Below are 16,673 nucleotides of genomic sequence, written 5' to 3'. Positions count from 1 at the left end.
TTAATTAAGGGGCTTGCTTTATACTCTTGGTCGTTGCGAATTAATGTGATTTTACATTAATACGCTCTGCTAATTCAGGTAGTTGCACCTCTGCGCTGAGTGCGAAATCCAGTTGCACCAGGTGTTCCTCTTGTGGAAATGCGTAAGGCTCATAACGCCATTGTTGCAGCGCACGCACCGCTTCTTTATCAAATACCTTGGCCGGTTGAGACTGCACCACCACCACATTACGAACAGCGCCTTCCTCGTCAACTTGGAATCGTAAAACCACAGAGCCAGAAATTTTTTGCTCCGCTGCTTCTTTAGGGTAAATGGGCTCAATACGCATCACGGGTTTGGGTTGACTCGCTGACTTTTGTCTATGGCCTTCGCCAGCCTGAGTGCCGGCAACCAAGGTAAAACTTCCCAGGGCAACAAGCAGGGCCAGCACCTTGGCCAGGGCATAGCCCTGATTGGCCGATTGCATATTGTATAGGCGTTGTAACATCATGTTTTTATCTCCGTAGTAAGAATAAGCCAAGCTATGCAGCCGTGACTGGCTGGCGCACTCGACCATGGATTTGCCGTACTGCAAACGCTGTGCGGCGGATTTATCGGCTAGCACCCGCTCATCGCAGGCCAGCTCTTGAATGCGTCTCAGGCTGAAATAAGCCACCCAGCCCAAGGGGTTAAACCAGATTAAAATGGCGGCGCTCAGGGCAATCAGGTTGATGACATTATCGCGGCGCTCCAGATGCACCCGCTCATGTTCGAGCATCAGGGTGAGGGCCGAGGCATCGACGTCTTGCAGTAAACGCTGCGGTAGTACAATGCGCGGGTTAAAGAAGCCAACCACCATGGGTGAGCTGATCGCCTTGCTGAAATACAGAGTCGTATTACCTGCCTGTCCCGGCAGCTGGTTATCGAGGGGAGCGGCGTTCAGGCGGCGCTGAAATACCAGGTGTTGGTAGGCAACCAGGGCGAACAAGGCGGCGGCAATAAGCCAATAGGCCAGCTCCCAGCTAATGCTTACCTCGGCACCTGCCTGGCGCAAGGGCGTCACCACATACTGGCCAATCATGGCCGGAGCGGCCAGGGTATGTTTTAACTCTATGCTTTGCGCCAGCAGCAACGCCGGGAGCAACAACCAGAGGCCATAGATAAAGCGCGCACTCAGTGCCTTAAGGGCATAACGCTCCGCTACAATCAAGGCGACGAGTAAGGTGCACAGCAGTGCCTGTTGCGAAATAATCCATGACAACATATTACTTTCCTTGTTGGTCTTCCCACTCTTTAATAACGGCTTTGAGCTCGTTGATATCCTGCTGTGACAGCTGTTCGGTTTTGGCAAAACCGCTGACCAAGGGGGCAATGCGGCCACTGAAGAAACGCTGGATCAGATTCTTGCTCTGTTTAAGAGTGTAATCTTCACGGCCTATGGTGGGGCTGTATTGGTAGAGGCGGCCTTGCTTTTCAAAATTCACCGCTTGCTTTTTAACGAGGCGACCCAGTAAGGTTTTGATGGTTTTGTCATGCCACTGGGTATCATCGCTCAGGCGCTCGATAATTTCACTCGACTTTGCCGGATGGCCCTGCCACAACGCTTCCATTACCTCAAACTCTGCTTTGGATAGCTCAATCATAACTTTGCTCACAAATGTAATCCTTAATTTTAAGATTACATTTGTAGTCAAAATGATCAAGCTATTTTTTCAACAACTTAACTTCCTCAGGTGTGAGCTCGATAAATTGATTTTCGGCGAGGCGGGTGCAATCAAGGTGCAGTTGGCCGATGCGCACGCGCAGTAAGTCGACCACGCGGTAGCCGCAATAACGTGCCATTTTACGGATCTGCCGATTGAGCCCTTGGGTGAGGATGATCTTAAAGCGCGTTGGGGAGAGTGGGGTGCAAACACAAGGTTTAGTGAGAATGCCGTTCACCGGCACGCCTGCGCTCATGCGGGAATAAAATGCCTCGTCCAAGGGCTTGTCTACCTCGACCCAGTATTCTTTTTCATGGCTGTGATCCGGATGGGCCAGCTGGTTACAGAGCTCACCATCATTGGTGAGGATCAACAGGCCACGGGAGTCCTTGTCTAAGCGGCCAATGGGGTAGGTGCGCTGCTGGGGCGGTAAGTGATGGATCAGACTGTGTGAATCCTCGGTTTTGAGTTTGCAATCTATGCCTATCGGTTTGTGGTAGGCGTAATAACGTTTGGCCGCCAAGCCATCAACACGCTCGCCGTCAACGATGATCTCATCCTGCTCGCTGACATGATCAATATGATTGGCGGCGCGGCCATTGACAGTCACTCTGCCGGCATCAATAAGGCGCGAGGCGCCACGGCGGGAGCAGACTCCGGCGTGAGATAAATACTTGGCAAGACGGATGCAGGCTGACATAACAAGACAAGGAAATACAGATGCCGCCATACTAGCATGATATCCTCAATGATGCCGCATGATGGCTGCTTAGCGGTCCGGTTTTTACTGGGCATTAAGCGCGCCAAAATAACCTTACTTTTATGCTGGTCAATTGCCTAATCTTATGTAAATCTGAGCTTTATTAGGGATAGAGAGGGTGTATGACCATGAGCGATTTTTTGATCCGTGCCATCGACTTGCTAAGCAGTTTATTTTTACTGTTTATCGGTATCTTGGTACTGCTTACCATTTACTATTATTTGGTCGATATTCACCAAAATAAGCATGCTATACGCCGAAATTATCCGGTTATCGGTCGTTTTCGTTACTTTTTCGAACGTCAGGGTGAATTCTTTCGGCAATACTTTTTTGCCATGGATCGTGAAGAAATGCCGTTCAACCGTGCCGATCGCAGTTGGGTGTATAAGGCGGCGAAGAATCTTGATCGCACCGCCGCGTTTGGCTCCACCCAAAGCCTGGATCCCACGGGCACCATCATGTTTATGAATACCGCCTTCCCTACCCTGGAAGAAGACGCCATAGAGCCCGAGCCGGTCACCATAGGTGAGCATTGCCCTCACCCCTACCAGGCAAAAAAAGTGTTTAATATTTCCGGCATGAGCTATGGCGCCCTTTCTAAGCGCGCCGTGCTGGCGCTCTCGCGCGGAGCCCGTCAAGCCGAGTGTTGGATGAATACCGGTGAAGGGGGGTTGAGTCCTTATCATCTGGAAGGAGGCGCTGACATCGTCTTTCAAATCGGCACCGCCAAATATGGGGTGCGCGATGAGCAGGGCAGATTAAGCGATGTCAAGTTGAAGGAAATCGCCGCTCATGATCAGGTAAAAATGTTCGAAATTAAAATGAGCCAGGGTGCCAAACCGGGCAAGGGCGGCATGTTGCCTGGGATCAAGGTAAATGCGGAAATCGCCCAAATTCGCGGCATTCCCGAGGGCAAGGATTCCATCAGCCCCAATGGTCACCCGGAAATAAAGAACGTGGGCGACTTGCTGGATATGATAGCCCATGTGCGCAACATTACCGGCAAACCCACCGGCTTTAAAGCTGTGATTGGCGAAACCTCCTGGTTAGAAGAGCTGGCCGAAGAAATTAATAATCGCGGCCCAGATTCGGCTCCTGATTTTATTACCATAGACAGCGCCGATGGTGGCACGGGGGCGGCACCCCAGCCACTTTTGGACTCGGTCGGTTTGCCGCTCAAAGAGAGCCTGCCCTGGGTGGTCAACTTGCTTGAACGCCATGCCCTGCGCAAGCGGATTCGCATTATCGCCTCGGGCAAGCTGATCGTGCCCTCTAAGGTGGCCTGGGCGGTGGCGCTGGGAGCGGACTTTGTGGTTTCGGCCCGTGGTCATATGTTTTCACTGGGCTGCATTCAGGCCCTGCAGTGTAATAAAGACACTTGCCCGACCGGCATTACCACGCATAATCCTAAATTAATGAAGGGCTTGGATGTTGTGGATAAAACCCAGCGGGTGGCCAACTACAACAAATACATTCATTATGGCATTGGCCTTATTGCCCACTCCTGTGGGGTCAATAATATCCGCGGTCTTAACCGCAAGCATGTGCGCGTGGTGCAAGAGGACGGACTATCGCAATCCCTGGATGAAATGTATGCCATGTACAAGTAGCACATGGCGAGTGCTTACCAACTGCGTTAAACTGCGGTTTATCACATGTTTCGAGGCAATTTAATGCATCAAGAACAACCTAAAAATCCGCTACACGGCGTTAAGCTGGAGCAAATCGTTACCCGCCTGGCCGAGCATTATGGTTGGGAGGAGCTGGCGCAGCAGATTAATATCAATTGCTTTAAGAAAGACCCGTCGGTGAAGTCATCACTGAAGTTTTTGCGCCGTACTCCCTGGGCGCGGGAGCAGGTCGAGCAGCTGTATATCAAAACCTTTTGTACCTGGCCTTATAACGCCGGGATATAAGGACTAAGTGCATGAATCTGAGCGTCGCCCTGGTACAACAGGATATCCGCTGGCTCGATGTTGATACCAATCTCACGCAGCTAAGTACATGCCTTGAGTCCATCGGCGATGTCGATTTAATTATCCTCGCGGAAACCTTCGCCACCGGATTCGCAGTGGCCGATAGCCAGGTGCATGAGTCGGCCGAGCAGATCTTAATCTGGCTTAAAGAGCAGGCGCAGCGTCATCGGTCGGTTATGTGTGCCAGTGTGATCGTCGCCGAGCAAGGGCAAAAGTTTAACCGCCTGTACTGGGTGTCTCCCGGCGGTGTGGTGCAGCATTATGATAAGCGGCACCTGTTTTGCCTGGGGCAAGAAGGCAAGTACCTTAATCCCGGTAAGCAAAGAGTCATTTTTACCTTAAAGGGTCTGCGCATCTTGCCGCAAGTTTGTTACGACCTGCGTTTTCCCGTGTTTGCCCGCAATCGCAACGATTATGAGGTGATGATCAATATCGCTAATTGGCCGGCGGCACGACGTAGCGCCTGGGATACCTTGCTACGGGCACGAGCCATTGAAAACCAATGCTATGTGTTGGCGGTTAATCGTATTGGCGATGATGGTCACGGCATAGCGCATAATGGTGGTACCGCGGTCTATGACTTTGGCGGCGAACCTTTGGCTCAGGCCACAGATGACCAGCCACAAGTCCTCACTATTACTCTGGATAAAGATGCGTTAGAGGAATACCGCCAGGCCTTTCCCGCCTGGCAGGATGCCGACGCTTTTGACTTGCGCTAGGGTAGTTGTAAGGTCATCGGCAGGAGCCCCGGGGCAGTGGTATAATGCTGATATGACTTAGCGAACCCGAGCCCCTATCTTGATTTTACCCGTACTTCTCGCCGGTGGTGGCGGCACCCGGTTATGGCCGCTGTCGCGCCAGGATCGTCCCAAGCAGTTTTTGCGTCTTAATGGCGAGCATTCCTTGCTACAGCAAACGGCGTTACGTTTTCGTGGTGCGGGCTGTCTGGCGCCTTTGGTGATCTGCAGTGCCGAGCACCGCTTTATGGTGGCGCAGCAGTTGCTGGAGATAGATATGTGTGCCAGCGCCATTATTCTCGAGCCTGAAGGGAAAAATACCGCGCCGGCGGCGGCCTTGGCAGCGCTGTGGGCGCAGCAGCATCATGCCGAGGCGAGCCTGTTCTTTGCCCCGGCCGATCACGCCATTGCCAACTTCGAGCTACTCACAGACAAGCTGGGTGAGCTTGAGGGCGCAGCGCAGCAGCATTTAGTCTTATTTGGTATTACCCCGAGTGAGCCGCAAACCGGCTTTGGCTACATCCGAAAGGGCAAACGTTTTGCTTCGTCTGCAGACTGTACCGAAGGTTTGTATCGAGTTGCCGGCTTTACCGAAAAGCCGGATCGGGCCACCGCCGAGGATTATCTTAAGCAGGGTCAATATTATTGGAACTCGGGTATGTTGCTGGCCGGTTGTGGCGTATTTATCCGCCAATTTCAGGAGCACAGGCCGCAGCTATTGGCCAAAGTGCGTAGTGCCGCAACATTTAGCAGTGATCTGGACTTTACCCGTGTCGATGAACACGCCTGGCAACTGCTGGACGGGGACTCTTTGGACTATGCGCTGCTGGAGCGTAGCGAGCAGCTTTTGCTCTGCCCGTTGCCGCTGCAGTGGTTTGATCTCGGCAGTTTTGCGCAGCTGTATCAATATCATAGCCGCGACGAGCATGATAATTTGGTGCTCGGCAGCGCCGTTTGTGCCGACAGCCGGGGTAACCTGATCGCCGCCGATGAACAGCACCTGGTGGCGACCTTAGGCATTAGCGATACCGTTATAGTACACAGCGGCGATACCATCTTAGTGGCAGCTAAGGATCACCTGGAAAAGATGCCCGAGCTGGTGGCCAAGGTGGCCGAAGAGCATCCGCAACAACGTCGCTACCATAGACAGACTTTTCGCCCCTGGGGGCATTACGAGGTGCTCAATGAGGGAGACGGCTATAAGGTCAAGCGCATTGTGCTACAGGCCCAGGCGCGCTTGTCCTTGCAGGCGCATCAACATCGCTCCGAGCATTGGGTCGTGGTTAGCGGTGAGGTCCTGGTGCAGGTTGAGCAGCAGGAGCACCGACTAAGTAGCGGTCAGTCCATCTATATTCAGGCGCAGCAGCGCCACCGCCTAACCAATGTGGGTAATAGGGCGGCGATCATTATTGAGGTGCAAAGCGGTGATTATCTGGGTGAAGACGATATTATCCGTTTTGACGACGATTACGGCCGCTAAAGTGCGGCTGCGAGAGCACGGCCGTTAACGCAGCGTCTGGCTGCGCATAAACTTAAGGTATTGCTCCAGACTTTGCTGCCATAGGTCGAGGCCTTCGGCCAGACCCTCGTCTATGGTCTTACCGTCGAGCAGACGGCGTTCGATTTTTTTCAGTGCCATGCCATAGCGATTAAAGCCCAGTTGTAAGGCGGTGCTGGCCTGACGGTGTAACAGCTTGATGCACTGCTCCTTATCATTGCCCACCAGTTGCTGACAGCGCAGCAGTTTGTTGCGCGCCGAAAGCACGAATTCATTGTAGATGGATATCAGTTCTTGCTCGGCAAAGGTATTGGCCATCAGCTCGGCGGCGGTTTCATCGTAGAGCACGTCCTTTAACGCGACGCTGATATTTGGGGTTTGGTTTGATTGCGAGTCACTTAGTGCCTGTCTGAGCTTCTCTTGCTTAATTGGTTTGCCGACTATGTCCTTGATACCCAGGGCCAGATATTCCTTGACCTCATCGGGACTAAGGCTGGCGGTAAAGGCCAATATCGGGGTGCGGTGATTGCGATGGTCCATGGTTTTGAGCTTGCGGATCACTTCCTGGCCGCTGAAGTCCGGCAGGTTCATATCCAGGAGCACGACATCAAAGTGATGTTGCTTGAGCAGCTCGATGGCACTGCGACCATCGGTGGCCAGTTTGACTCTGTGTTCATCCTCGGCCATAAATTCGATGGCGATTTTCTGGTTCAGTTCCAGATCTTCAACCAAGAGCACATCCAAACCGGTACGATAATTGTCTGATTTGGGGCGCTTTTCTACCAGGCTCAGTTCACCCACCGTGAGCTTTACGGCAAAGCTAAAGGTGCTGCCTTCACCGAGGTGGCTGGTAATGTTTAACTGGCTGCCAAGGTGGGCCAGCAGGCGGCTGGTGATAGCCAGTCCTAGCCCTGAGCCGCCCTTGAGCTTACCAGCGCTGCTTTGCACATAGGGTTCAGTTAAATACTGGATTTCATCCTCTTCGATGCCCGGTCCTGAGTCGATAACGCTAAAGCTCAGGGTGTGTTCCTCTTGACCACCATGGAGCAGGTCGACCTTCAGGGTGACCTTACCCTGATCGGTAAATTTAATGGCGTTGCCTACCAGGTTGATAAGAATTTGTCTGAGCTTTTGGTGGTCGCAGTAATAGCAGGCCTGTTTCGCCAGGTTGTAGTTAAGCTCAAACTTCACCCCCTTTTGCTCCGCCAATGGACTGAGCAATAAACACAGGTTGTTAAGCCAGGTATGCAGCTCAACGTCTTCCTCATACAGGGCTTCATCGCTTTGCTCCAGGCTGGCGTACTCCAATACCTTGTCGATCAGCAGGGTAAGGGATTCGGCTGAATTGATAATGGCCTCGCAATAGGGTTTGTTCTTCGGCGTGCTCGCCTGATTCAGGATCAACTGGGCGCTACCGAGTATGCCGTTTAACGGGGTACGGATCTCATGACTGATGGTGGACAAAAACATGCCCCGGATCTCTAAATCCTTTTGTGTTTTTGACGTTAATTGATTGAGGTTGAGCTCGCGGCGCTCATTACAAAACAGTGCTACACCGGCGGCAAACAGCATGGGCGCGAGCACGCCTTTAACCAGTAACGCGACACTAAACCAATCGTTATCAAATTGTGTCGTGTGCTCACTGTGGGTCATGACCAGGGCGCGGGCGGCAAACACTAAGAGCGACATACTCAGAGCGATCAGGTACACCAGGCTGGCGCTGGGGTACTTACTGCGGCCATAGCGACTAACAATGTAGAACAGACAAGCCGCTTCGACGAAGCGATGCAGGTCGATCAGCAGCACCTGGGCGGAGATATCCACGGCGATAAACATAAAGTAGGTAAAGCTGATAAATAAGCAGCAGCTGACAAAGATAAAAAAGTAGGTCAGCAGGCCGTTATAGTTGAGGAAGCGATTGATGGCCAAGACATGGATCACCGAGCCGCAAATAAAGAAGAAGTTGGCCAGGGTGATAAAGTGATCATGTTGTTGCGGTGCTTCAATGGCGGAGATGATGATGCCTACTAATAGGCAGACCGGGTACCATACATACAGGCCGATGCCGACAAAATTACGGTTGGCGCGCCAGGTAATAAAATTGAGCAAGGCCATCACAAAGATGGCCGCGGCGCTGGTATAAAAGAGGGTCGCTGTGTCTAGCATCCGTGATATGTATTGGTTATGGGTATTTAGTTTCTACTATACGGAAAAATCCCAGCTTGGCTATGTGTAAGTATCCAGAGGCAATTTATTGCGGATAAGAAAAAGCCGGAATAGCGCCGGCTTTTAGATTAGGGCCTGTTGACCTTTGCCGCATAGCTCGCGTCGCGATCAGAATGCGTTTCGATTAAACATAAAGTAAATCGAAAAGTTAAACAGACCCTAACGTAATTCGTTCGGGATATTGGTCTGGGCCCAGGACAACAGCTCGATGCGGTTGCGGCACTTGGTTTTACGGAAGGCACTGTAAAGGTGCGTTTTCACCGTGTGCGGGCTGATACTGAGTTGTTCGGCGATCTCTTTATTCTTAGAGCCCTTACTCATTAAGCCAACGATGGCTTTTTCACGCTTGGTAAGTTTAACCGGCTCAATGTCGCCTTCGGTCAGCTTGTGCAATGAGTCTTTGTTGAACTGCAGCATGCGATTAAGCACGTTACACATGACGTCACGGCGATACCATAGATGGTTTTCTTGCAATAAACGAATGCCCTTCATCATCACATCGGCGTTATCCGAGGTATAAAACACGCCGCGAATACCGCTTAGCAGTGCACGGTTGGCCAGCTCAGGGTTCTCATCCAGATTGAATAGGACGATATCGCACTCCACTTTTAGGTTGACCAAGTGGTGCTTTAAGCGACCCCAGGCGTCCTCGTTAGACGTCTCAATAAATAAATAAGCCGTATCCGGTTGCACCTGGCTTACATCGGTGCCTTTTTGGACATCAAAACCTTGGGTGCGCAACAGCGGTGCCAAGACATTAAGGCCGATTTGGTTGATCGGCTCCTGCTCAAGCAATAAAAATACGGTCTTACTCATTGGGTGGTTAGCTCATTCAAAACTATTTGCACTATCCTAACACGCTATTCACTTCTTTTGTATTAGGGGTATTAGATTTAATAGTGAAAAAAGATGATTAATGGTTATTTGCCACACATTTGTAAACAATAGGTTACGAAAACCTAAAATTAGGCGCCAAAAAGCGCCTAATCGCACCAGAAAAAAGTATGTGAAGAAGTTAATAAGGTGATGATTACTATACTTTTAGCTTATCTTGGTAGGGAGGCCAACCCATCGGCTTGCCAGCTAACATATGTAGGTGGATATGGTACACGGTTTGCCCGCCATGGCCGTTACAATTCATCACCACGCGATAACCATCCTCGGCATAGCCATGTTCCTTGGCCAGCTTAGCAGCAACCACATATAAGTGGCCTACTACGGAGGCATTTTCCGTGGTTACGTCATTAATGGTCGCTATTGGGTTTTTCGGGATAATCAAAACATGAAAGGGAGCCTGAGGATTGATATCGGTAAAGGCCAGTGCATGGTCGTCTTCGTAAATGATATCGGCGGGGATCTCGCGATTAATAATTTTGGTGAAAATGGTCTCTGTGCTCACGGCGAGCTCCTTAATTTAGCTACTAGGGTGTCAGTAATGACAAAGAAAAGCATAAGTGTCAAACTGAGAACCAAAGCTTAAATGGAAGGTAGGTACCTCATGTGGAAAAAATTCTCCGGTGCAGCGGCGCTGGCTTTGTTGCTAACGCCTTCGGCTTATGCCGAAACTGTGTCCTTTGTGAACGAAATCATCCCCTTACAGGTTAATGATAAAACCATTTCGCATTCTATTTTTAATACCGTCGACGAGCTGAAGTTGGCTCCGGGTAGCTATCGTCTCAAGCTTAAATACAGTGACCTGTATGAAAGTGGCTTTGACGACCATGAGGTGATCGAGTCGGAACCCTTTTGGGTGACCCTGGAGGTTGCCGCCGGGCAGGATTACGAAGTGGTTTTCGACCGGGCCGACACGGTAGCCGCCGCCAAGGCATATGCGCAAAATCCCACCGTGCGTTTGCGGGTTGAGGGCCAGGAGCTTGAAGCACCTATGTCTAAAGCGGCCGCGCCTAGTGTGGCTGCACCCAGCGTAGCCGCCCCAGCGATAGCCGCTCCCACCTTGGTGCCTGCAAATATAGCCCCGGCCCCTGCAGCCGCCACAGCAACAACTGAGGCTGGGACTACAGCAGCCTCTCAGGCCGCCGGTAATGTCAGCGCAGCAGCCATGTTAGAGTTCTGGTGGCAACAGGCGACGCCGGCACAGCGCCAGGCGTTTTTGCAGAAAGTGCAGTCTGATACCAATTCACTTAAATAGCTAATCATTCTAGCGGGCTAAATATCGTGCTCACTGTGTTGGGATTTTTCTATGTAGAATAACTACATAAGAAAAATTCCGCCTTGTTATCACATCATTTATCCAGCGCTATATCTGATCACATACTTAACAGAATTGGTATGAGCAATAAACTCAACTATTTGTTTGCAATAAAAAAGGGTGCATCAAGCACCCTTTTTTACTTAGCCATCGCTATTAGTTAAATAGCGCGTCTATCGTACCTTGCGCCAGTGGGTGATAACCCGGACGAGCGCCTTGGTATACTTCATAGGCCCAGTCACGCTTGTTGTTTTGGATCAGCGCCTTGTACAGGGGCACGATCAACTTACGACGACCTATGCCGCTTAGGTGTTTATCCAGCGCCGGGTAAATTGCTTCATAGCCATTGCCGACTGCCAGCATAAACCAGGCGAACGCGACTTCCTTATTGGTTGAAGCGGTCAGGTTAAACTGGGTATCCAGCTCTACCATCTTCTCGCCAGCCAGGTCGCGCGGCAGGTTGTTGATAAAGTGCAACCACTCATGCACGGTCCAGTTTGCGGTAGGTAAGTCGCTGGCTTTTTTGCTGCCTGCTAACCAGGCCTGAGTCTCGGTATCGACCTTGTCGAAGACATCCGAGGTAGGCTGAGGTGCATCGGCAGGTAGACCCGGCTGATGGATCCACTCATTGACCTTGTCCATGCTAACCACACCTTGGTGTTTGTTGATAAGGTTCTCTTCCAGGTAGCGCTCAAATTCCGCCGTGGTTAGCGACTGGAATGAATAGGCCTTAAAGTAGCCCTTCACGAACTCGTCAAAGACATCGCGACCAAACTTTTCTTCCAAATAGATAAGGAATAGCTGGCCCTTGGTATAAGGCACTGAGCTAAAGGCATCGTCCGGATCGCGTCCGTTTAGCTCCAGGTTTAAGCGGGTATCCGGCGCCGGTAATCCTTTGAGCAGGGCATTTAGGCCGGCGGCATCCAAAGACTGTTCCATGACCGCACGCTCGCGACCGAATACTTCTTCCATAATGCGGTTTTCAACGTAGGAGGTGAAACCTTCGTTCAGCCATAAATCTTCCCAAGTGGCGTTGGTAACCAGGTTACCTGACCAGGAGTGCGCCAGTTCGTGAGCGATCAGGTTGACCAGGCTCTTATCGCCGGCCACTACGGTAGGGGTGATAAAAGATAGACGTGGGTTTTCCATGCCGCCGAATGGGAAGCTGGGAGGCAGCATCAACAAGTCGTAGCGACCCCATGCGTATTCGCCGTACATGACTTCCGTTTTATCGATCATCGCCTGGGTATCGTTAAACTCGGCCACCGAGGCATCAAGAATTTGCGGCTCGGCAAAAATGGCGGTCTGGTGTGACATTTCTTTGTATTCCAGGTTACCGGCACCGATGGCAATCAGGTAAGGAGGAATGGCCTGCGGCATATCGAAGAAGTAGTCACCATCTTTGATGAAGGCACCCGTGTTGTCGGCACTCATAACCGCACGGACATTTTCCGGCGTTTCGATACGAGCGCTGTAGGTTACGCGCATGGCCGGCGTGTCCTGTACCGGGATCCAGCTACGGGCATGAATGGCCTGCGACTGGCTGTACATAAAGGGCTGGGTTTTGCTGGCCGTTTGCTCCGGCGTCAACCATTGCAGGCCTGAGGCTTGAGGCAAACTGTTGTAATAAATACGCACCTTAGGTGCCTGCTGCTTAAAGCGAATGGTCAGTTTTGACCCTTTCACATCGTCACGAGCCGCTAAATCAAATTTTGCCTTGTGCCATTTACCCTGCGCATCCTGATAGCTCACGCGGTCGACTTCAAGGTCGCGGGTATCCAGTACCAGGGTACGAGCGGCGTCATTTTTCCAGTTCAGGCTATGCTCAACGAAGCCTTCTAATTGCTTGTCGGCGAAATCGACATCAAGATCTAAATACAGATGCGTGGAGACCACATCGTCTAGGTTGGCATAGGTGTGCTCGTCGCTGGCCGCCAGGCTGTGCAGGCTAACGCCGCCAAGCGCTAAGGCAAGAGCAAGAGGTTTTAATTTCATAGCATCCTCAGAACGGGTGAAATAAGAAGTGCTTGTTATATCAGATATAGACAACGACTGACAGCTATGTCTGTTCGCTGGCTTGGGGTACACTTAGGGCAAATAGCTAATCGAGACGTTTTCTTTTGCCTGCATTACAACGCCATCATACCTTTGCGCTGGACGTGCCCTGTCACCAGCTTGTGACCATCACGGATCCGGCACAGCTTCGCGAGTTCGATTACACCCAAGCATTTTGTGTGCTCGGCGAGGGTAGCAACACCATCTTTACCACTCCCTATCAAGGCACCGTGATGCTGATCGCCAATAAAGGGGTGCGTATTGAGGAGTTGGCGCAAAGCTGGCTATTGCATTGTGCAGCGGGTGAAAACTGGCATGCGTTGGTGGAGAACACCTTGGCTCTGAACATGCCTGGGCTGGAAAACCTGGCACTCATTCCCGGCAATGTCGGTGCCGCGCCGGTGCAAAATATAGGTGCTTATGGGGTCGAACTGGCGCAGTTTGTCGAATATGTAGAAGGCTATCATATCGCTCGCGGCGAAACCCAAAGGCTCAGTGCCGAGCAGTGCCGCTTTGGCTATCGTGATTCCATCTTTAAGCATGAGCTGAAAGGTCGGTTTATTATTACCCAGGTCGGCTTGCGCCTACCTAAACAGTGGCAGCCGAATATCAGCTATGGGCCCTTGCAGGGCTTACAGCAGCCGAGCGCCAAGCAGGTGTTTGATGAGGTGGTGGCGGTGCGTCAGGCCAAGCTGCCGGACCCCAAGGTGCTGGCCAATTGCGGCAGCTTCTTTAAAAACCCCATCCTGCCACGCGCTCAGGTAGCCGCTTTAAAAGAACAATATCCGCAACTGCCTTACTATGACGTCAATGCCGAGCAGCAAAAGGTGGCCGCCGGGTGGCTGATAGAGCAGGCCGGACTTAAGGGCTTTCATATAGGCGACATCGCCGTGCATGATAAGCAGGCGCTGGTGCTGGTTAATCGTGGTGCGGGCCGGGCCGAGGAGTTGTTGGCAATGATCAAGCATATTCAAAGCGTGGTAGCACAGCGTTTCGGTATTGACCTGGAGCATGAGGTGCGATTGATGGGCGAGCTGCAAGAAATTCATGTAGGGGCTGCACATGAAAGCGCCTGATGGCAACAAGCTGGCCATACTGCAGGCCCTGAACAAGGGCGAGTTTATTTCCGGGCAAGCCATGGGCGAGCAACTGGGTATTAGCCGAGCCGCCGTGGCCAAGCATATTACGTCCTTGCAGGAGATGGGGCTGGATATCTACAAGGTTAACGGCAAGGGCTATCGCCTAAGCCGACCCTTGAGCCTGCTTAAGCAAGCAGATATCGAGCTGGCGTATCAGCAGCTTGATGGCTCGGGCTGTGAATTTGAAGTGCAACCTATTATTGACTCAACCAACACCGAGCTGATGCGTCGGGTGCAAAGCACCGAGGCAAACAACAATACCGTGCTGGTGGCGGAAATGCAGCGTCAGGGCAAGGGGCGCCGTGGTCGCACCTGGCAATCCCCTTTTGCCGCTAACCTTTATTACAGCTATTACTGGCGCTTAGACGACGGCATGCATGCCGCCATGGGTCTTTCCATTGCCGTGGGGCTGGCGGTGTACGACAGCCTTAAGGCCCTATATGACCTTGAGGTGCAGCTGAAATGGCCGAATGATGTGCTGGTTAATGGTCGTAAACTAGCGGGCGTGTTGGTGGAGCTTGATGGTACCGCCGAGGGGCCTTGTCATCTGGTGATCGGTATAGGTCTTAATATTTCCATGCCTCAGGCCGCTGCCGAGCACATCGACCAACCCTGGTGTGACCTAAACGAGTTTGCCGGTGAGTTGGATAAAAACCAGTTGGTGGCGGTGTTGACCTGCTTTTTACAAAAGCGCCTGGCCCAGTATCGACAAACCGGCCTGCAGGGCATGTATCAGCAGTGGAATAGTGTGCATGCGTTTAGCGGTCAATGTGTGGAGCTCAGCTCGGGCACCAATACCTGGCGCGGAATATGTGAGGGTATCGACGAGCAAGGCGCCGTGGTGCTGCGCGTCGATGGCCAAAGCAAGCGTTACTTTGGCGGTGAGATCAGTTTAAGGGTTAAGTCGACGGGTTAATCATGAAGCTATTAATCGATGCCGGTAATACGGCACTTAAAATGATGCTGGCCTCGGGCTGTGAACAGATGCAGGCATTAACGCCACAGGCAACGCCATCGGCTGTGCCCTGGGCACAGGTAGATGAAGTCGTTATTTCTGCGGTGGCCGACTCCGATGCCTTGAGTGCCTTGTTAAAAGAAGCCGAAGATCATGGAGTTGGGGTGCGCCGCGCCAAGGTCACGGCAAAGTGGCAACACCTTAGTTGTGCCTATGATAACTATCATACCCTGGGCATCGACCGTTGGCTGGCGGTGATCGCTGGCTACTGTGCCAACCCCAATGACTACACCCTAGTGGTTGACGCCGGCACGGCGCTGACCCTGGATATAATCGATGATGCTCATAATCATCTTGGTGGCTATATTCTTCCCGGTTTAACGCTCAGTGAGCACAGCATAGTGAGTCGCGCCGAGAAGGTTTTTACCGTCGATGATCTGGTGGCGCAGCCCGGGCCGGGGCGCTCGACCCCGGCAGCGGTAAAAAATGGTGCCTTGATTGGTGCCCTTGGTGCCATCGAATATGCGCTGGCGCATCATTGTCGTGGACGGGAAGTGCAATTATTGCTCACCGGCGGCGATGGTTTGGCTCTACATCAACACTTGGGGCAAGGTATTTATCGTCCCCATTTAGTGTTCGAAGGCCTGTGGCAGTGGCAAAAACAGGGATGAATTGTTTAAAAAACCTCTGTTTTGGGTGAATAATGAACGTTCGCACCATAAACCTGAACTTTTTTTAATTTTATGGTTGCATCCCAATAAACCTTACTCTAGAATCTCGCCCCGTACTAAAGCAGTGCCGACTTAGCTCAGTTGGTAGAGCAACTGACTTGTAATCAGTAGGTCATCCGTTCGACTCGGATAGTCGGCACCATTTCCTCATCTTGGAAAGGCTTTAGAAAGAATTTTGCGTGGAGGGGTTCCCGAGCGGCCAAAGGGATCAGACTGTAAATCTGACGGCATTGCCTTCGCTGGTTCGAATCCAGCTCCCTCCACCACTCTAAATTCTTGACGGTTAGAGGTAGTTAAGAACAGGTTCCTAGAAAGCGGGCATCGTATAATGGCTATTACCTCAGCCTTCCAAGCTGATGATGCGGGTTCGATTCCCGCTGCCCGCTCCAGTTTTCTGGTGTGCTGATATAGCTCAGTCGGTAGAGCGCACCCTTGGTAAGGGTGAGGTCGGCAGTTCAAATCTGCCTATCAGCACCACTCCAGTCCTGTCTGTCCTGAAATACTTCCTTTGATTTGTCTAAAAAATATTCAATAATTGAAGAATTGAATTGATCGTCGTTTTTTGTCGATCGTTTGATATGTAATCTAGATACACAAAAACTGATAGGTTCCGTCATGGCAAAAGAAAAGTTTGAACGCGTAAAACCGCACGTAAACGTAGGTACAATCGGCCACGTTGACCACGGTAAAACAACTCTAACTGCA

At 51.6% G+C, this 16,673-nt stretch carries 16 protein-coding genes and 4 tRNA genes; 13 read left to right on the top strand and 7 right to left on the bottom strand.

Annotated elements, in window-relative coordinates:
- Positions 1-40: 40 nt before the first annotated feature.
- From C2M29_RS04695 to C2M29_RS04685, 3 genes are all read right to left on the bottom strand, one after another.
- Positions 41-1,243 (bottom strand): M56 family metallopeptidase, encoded by a 1,203-nt coding sequence (locus C2M29_RS04695; protein WP_105188652.1) that lies wholly within the window; start codon positions 1,241-1,243, stop codon positions 41-43.
- A 1-nt stretch (position 1,244) separates the two neighbouring features.
- Positions 1,245-1,622, bottom strand: a complete 378-nt coding sequence (locus C2M29_RS04690; RefSeq protein ID WP_105188651.1) for a BlaI/MecI/CopY family transcriptional regulator — start codon at positions 1,620-1,622, stop codon at positions 1,245-1,247.
- Positions 1,623-1,683: 61 nt separating this feature from the next.
- Entirely contained in the window at positions 1,684-2,382 is a 699-nt protein-coding gene (locus tag C2M29_RS04685) for a pseudouridine synthase (protein WP_105188650.1), read from the bottom strand.
- A 188-nt stretch (positions 2,383-2,570) separates the two neighbouring features.
- On the opposite strand from C2M29_RS04685, the gene C2M29_RS04680 reads away from it, so the two are divergent.
- The 4 genes from C2M29_RS04680 (at position 2,571) to C2M29_RS04665 (ending at position 6,635) form a co-directional block, all read left to right on the top strand.
- Complete coding sequence (locus tag C2M29_RS04680; RefSeq protein ID WP_105188781.1) at positions 2,571-4,052, top strand: FMN-binding glutamate synthase family protein; 1,482 nt, start codon at positions 2,571-2,573, stop codon at positions 4,050-4,052.
- A gap of 63 nt (positions 4,053-4,115) precedes the next feature.
- Positions 4,116-4,358: a VF530 family DNA-binding protein gene (locus C2M29_RS04675; RefSeq protein WP_105188649.1), complete on the top strand. Its 243-nt coding sequence runs from the start codon at positions 4,116-4,118 to the stop codon at positions 4,356-4,358.
- An 11-nt stretch (positions 4,359-4,369) separates the two neighbouring features.
- Positions 4,370-5,137 carry an amidohydrolase gene (locus tag C2M29_RS04670; RefSeq protein ID WP_105188648.1) on the top strand — a complete coding sequence of 256 codons (768 nt, stop codon included), beginning with the start codon at positions 4,370-4,372 and terminating at the stop codon, positions 5,135-5,137.
- A gap of 79 nt (positions 5,138-5,216) precedes the next feature.
- Positions 5,217-6,635 carry a mannose-1-phosphate guanylyltransferase/mannose-6-phosphate isomerase gene (locus C2M29_RS04665; protein WP_158684646.1) on the top strand — a complete coding sequence of 473 codons (1,419 nt, stop codon included), beginning with the start codon at positions 5,217-5,219 and terminating at the stop codon, positions 6,633-6,635.
- A gap of 24 nt (positions 6,636-6,659) precedes the next feature.
- Here C2M29_RS04665 and C2M29_RS04660 read toward each other — a convergent pair whose 3' ends face one another.
- The 3 genes from C2M29_RS04660 to C2M29_RS04650 form a co-directional block, all read right to left on the bottom strand.
- Positions 6,660-8,819 (bottom strand): response regulator, encoded by a 2,160-nt coding sequence (locus C2M29_RS04660; protein WP_105188646.1) that lies wholly within the window; start codon positions 8,817-8,819, stop codon positions 6,660-6,662.
- A gap of 219 nt (positions 8,820-9,038) precedes the next feature.
- A complete protein-coding gene (locus C2M29_RS04655; protein WP_105188645.1) occupies positions 9,039-9,695 on the bottom strand; it encodes a helix-turn-helix transcriptional regulator in 657 nt (218 codons plus the stop codon).
- A 217-nt stretch (positions 9,696-9,912) separates the two neighbouring features.
- Positions 9,913-10,278 carry a histidine triad nucleotide-binding protein gene (locus C2M29_RS04650; RefSeq protein ID WP_105188644.1) on the bottom strand — a complete coding sequence of 122 codons (366 nt, stop codon included), beginning with the start codon at positions 10,276-10,278 and terminating at the stop codon, positions 9,913-9,915.
- A gap of 99 nt (positions 10,279-10,377) precedes the next feature.
- Here C2M29_RS04650 and C2M29_RS04645 point away from each other — a divergent pair, with 99 nt between their 5' ends.
- Positions 10,378-11,028, top strand: a complete 651-nt coding sequence (locus C2M29_RS04645; protein WP_105188643.1) for a DUF2057 family protein — start codon at positions 10,378-10,380, stop codon at positions 11,026-11,028.
- A 216-nt stretch (positions 11,029-11,244) separates the two neighbouring features.
- On the opposite strand, the gene C2M29_RS04640 is transcribed toward C2M29_RS04645, so the two are convergent.
- On the bottom strand, positions 11,245-13,083 hold the full coding sequence (locus C2M29_RS04640; RefSeq protein WP_105188642.1) for a M1 family metallopeptidase: 1,839 nt from the start codon (positions 13,081-13,083) through the stop codon (positions 11,245-11,247).
- Between the two features lie 125 nt (positions 13,084-13,208).
- On the opposite strand from C2M29_RS04640, the gene murB reads away from it, so the two are divergent.
- The 8 genes from murB to C2M29_RS04600 form a co-directional block, all read left to right on the top strand.
- Positions 13,209-14,219 (top strand): UDP-N-acetylmuramate dehydrogenase, encoded by a 1,011-nt coding sequence (gene murB / locus C2M29_RS04635; RefSeq protein ID WP_105188641.1) that lies wholly within the window; start codon positions 13,209-13,211, stop codon positions 14,217-14,219.
- Complete coding sequence (gene birA, locus C2M29_RS04630) at positions 14,206-15,198, top strand: bifunctional biotin--[acetyl-CoA-carboxylase] ligase/biotin operon repressor BirA (protein WP_105188640.1); 993 nt, start codon at positions 14,206-14,208, stop codon at positions 15,196-15,198. Before murB ends, birA begins: the two co-directional genes overlap by 14 nt.
- Positions 15,199-15,200: 2 nt before the next feature.
- Entirely contained in the window at positions 15,201-15,908 is a 708-nt protein-coding gene (locus tag C2M29_RS04625) for a type III pantothenate kinase (protein ID WP_105188639.1), read from the top strand.
- Between the two features lie 126 nt (positions 15,909-16,034).
- A tRNA-Thr gene (locus C2M29_RS04620) sits at positions 16,035-16,110 on the top strand.
- Positions 16,111-16,149: 39 nt separating this feature from the next.
- Positions 16,150-16,234: transfer RNA gene (locus C2M29_RS04615), tRNA-Tyr, on the top strand.
- A 48-nt stretch (positions 16,235-16,282) separates the two neighbouring features.
- A tRNA-Gly gene (locus C2M29_RS04610) sits at positions 16,283-16,357 on the top strand.
- A gap of 12 nt (positions 16,358-16,369) precedes the next feature.
- Positions 16,370-16,445, top strand: a tRNA-Thr gene (locus C2M29_RS04605).
- 138 nt (positions 16,446-16,583) lie between these two features.
- Positions 16,584-16,673 (top strand): GTP-binding protein (locus C2M29_RS04600; RefSeq protein WP_233997923.1); only part of this gene is annotated, 90 nt, incomplete at its 3' end.

Origin of the sequence: Pseudoalteromonas sp. T1lg48, from assembly GCF_002964785.1 — a bacterium.
Taxonomy (GTDB): Bacteria; Pseudomonadota; Gammaproteobacteria; order Enterobacterales; family Alteromonadaceae; genus Pseudoalteromonas.
This window is presented reverse-complemented; position numbering and strand designations above follow the sequence as displayed.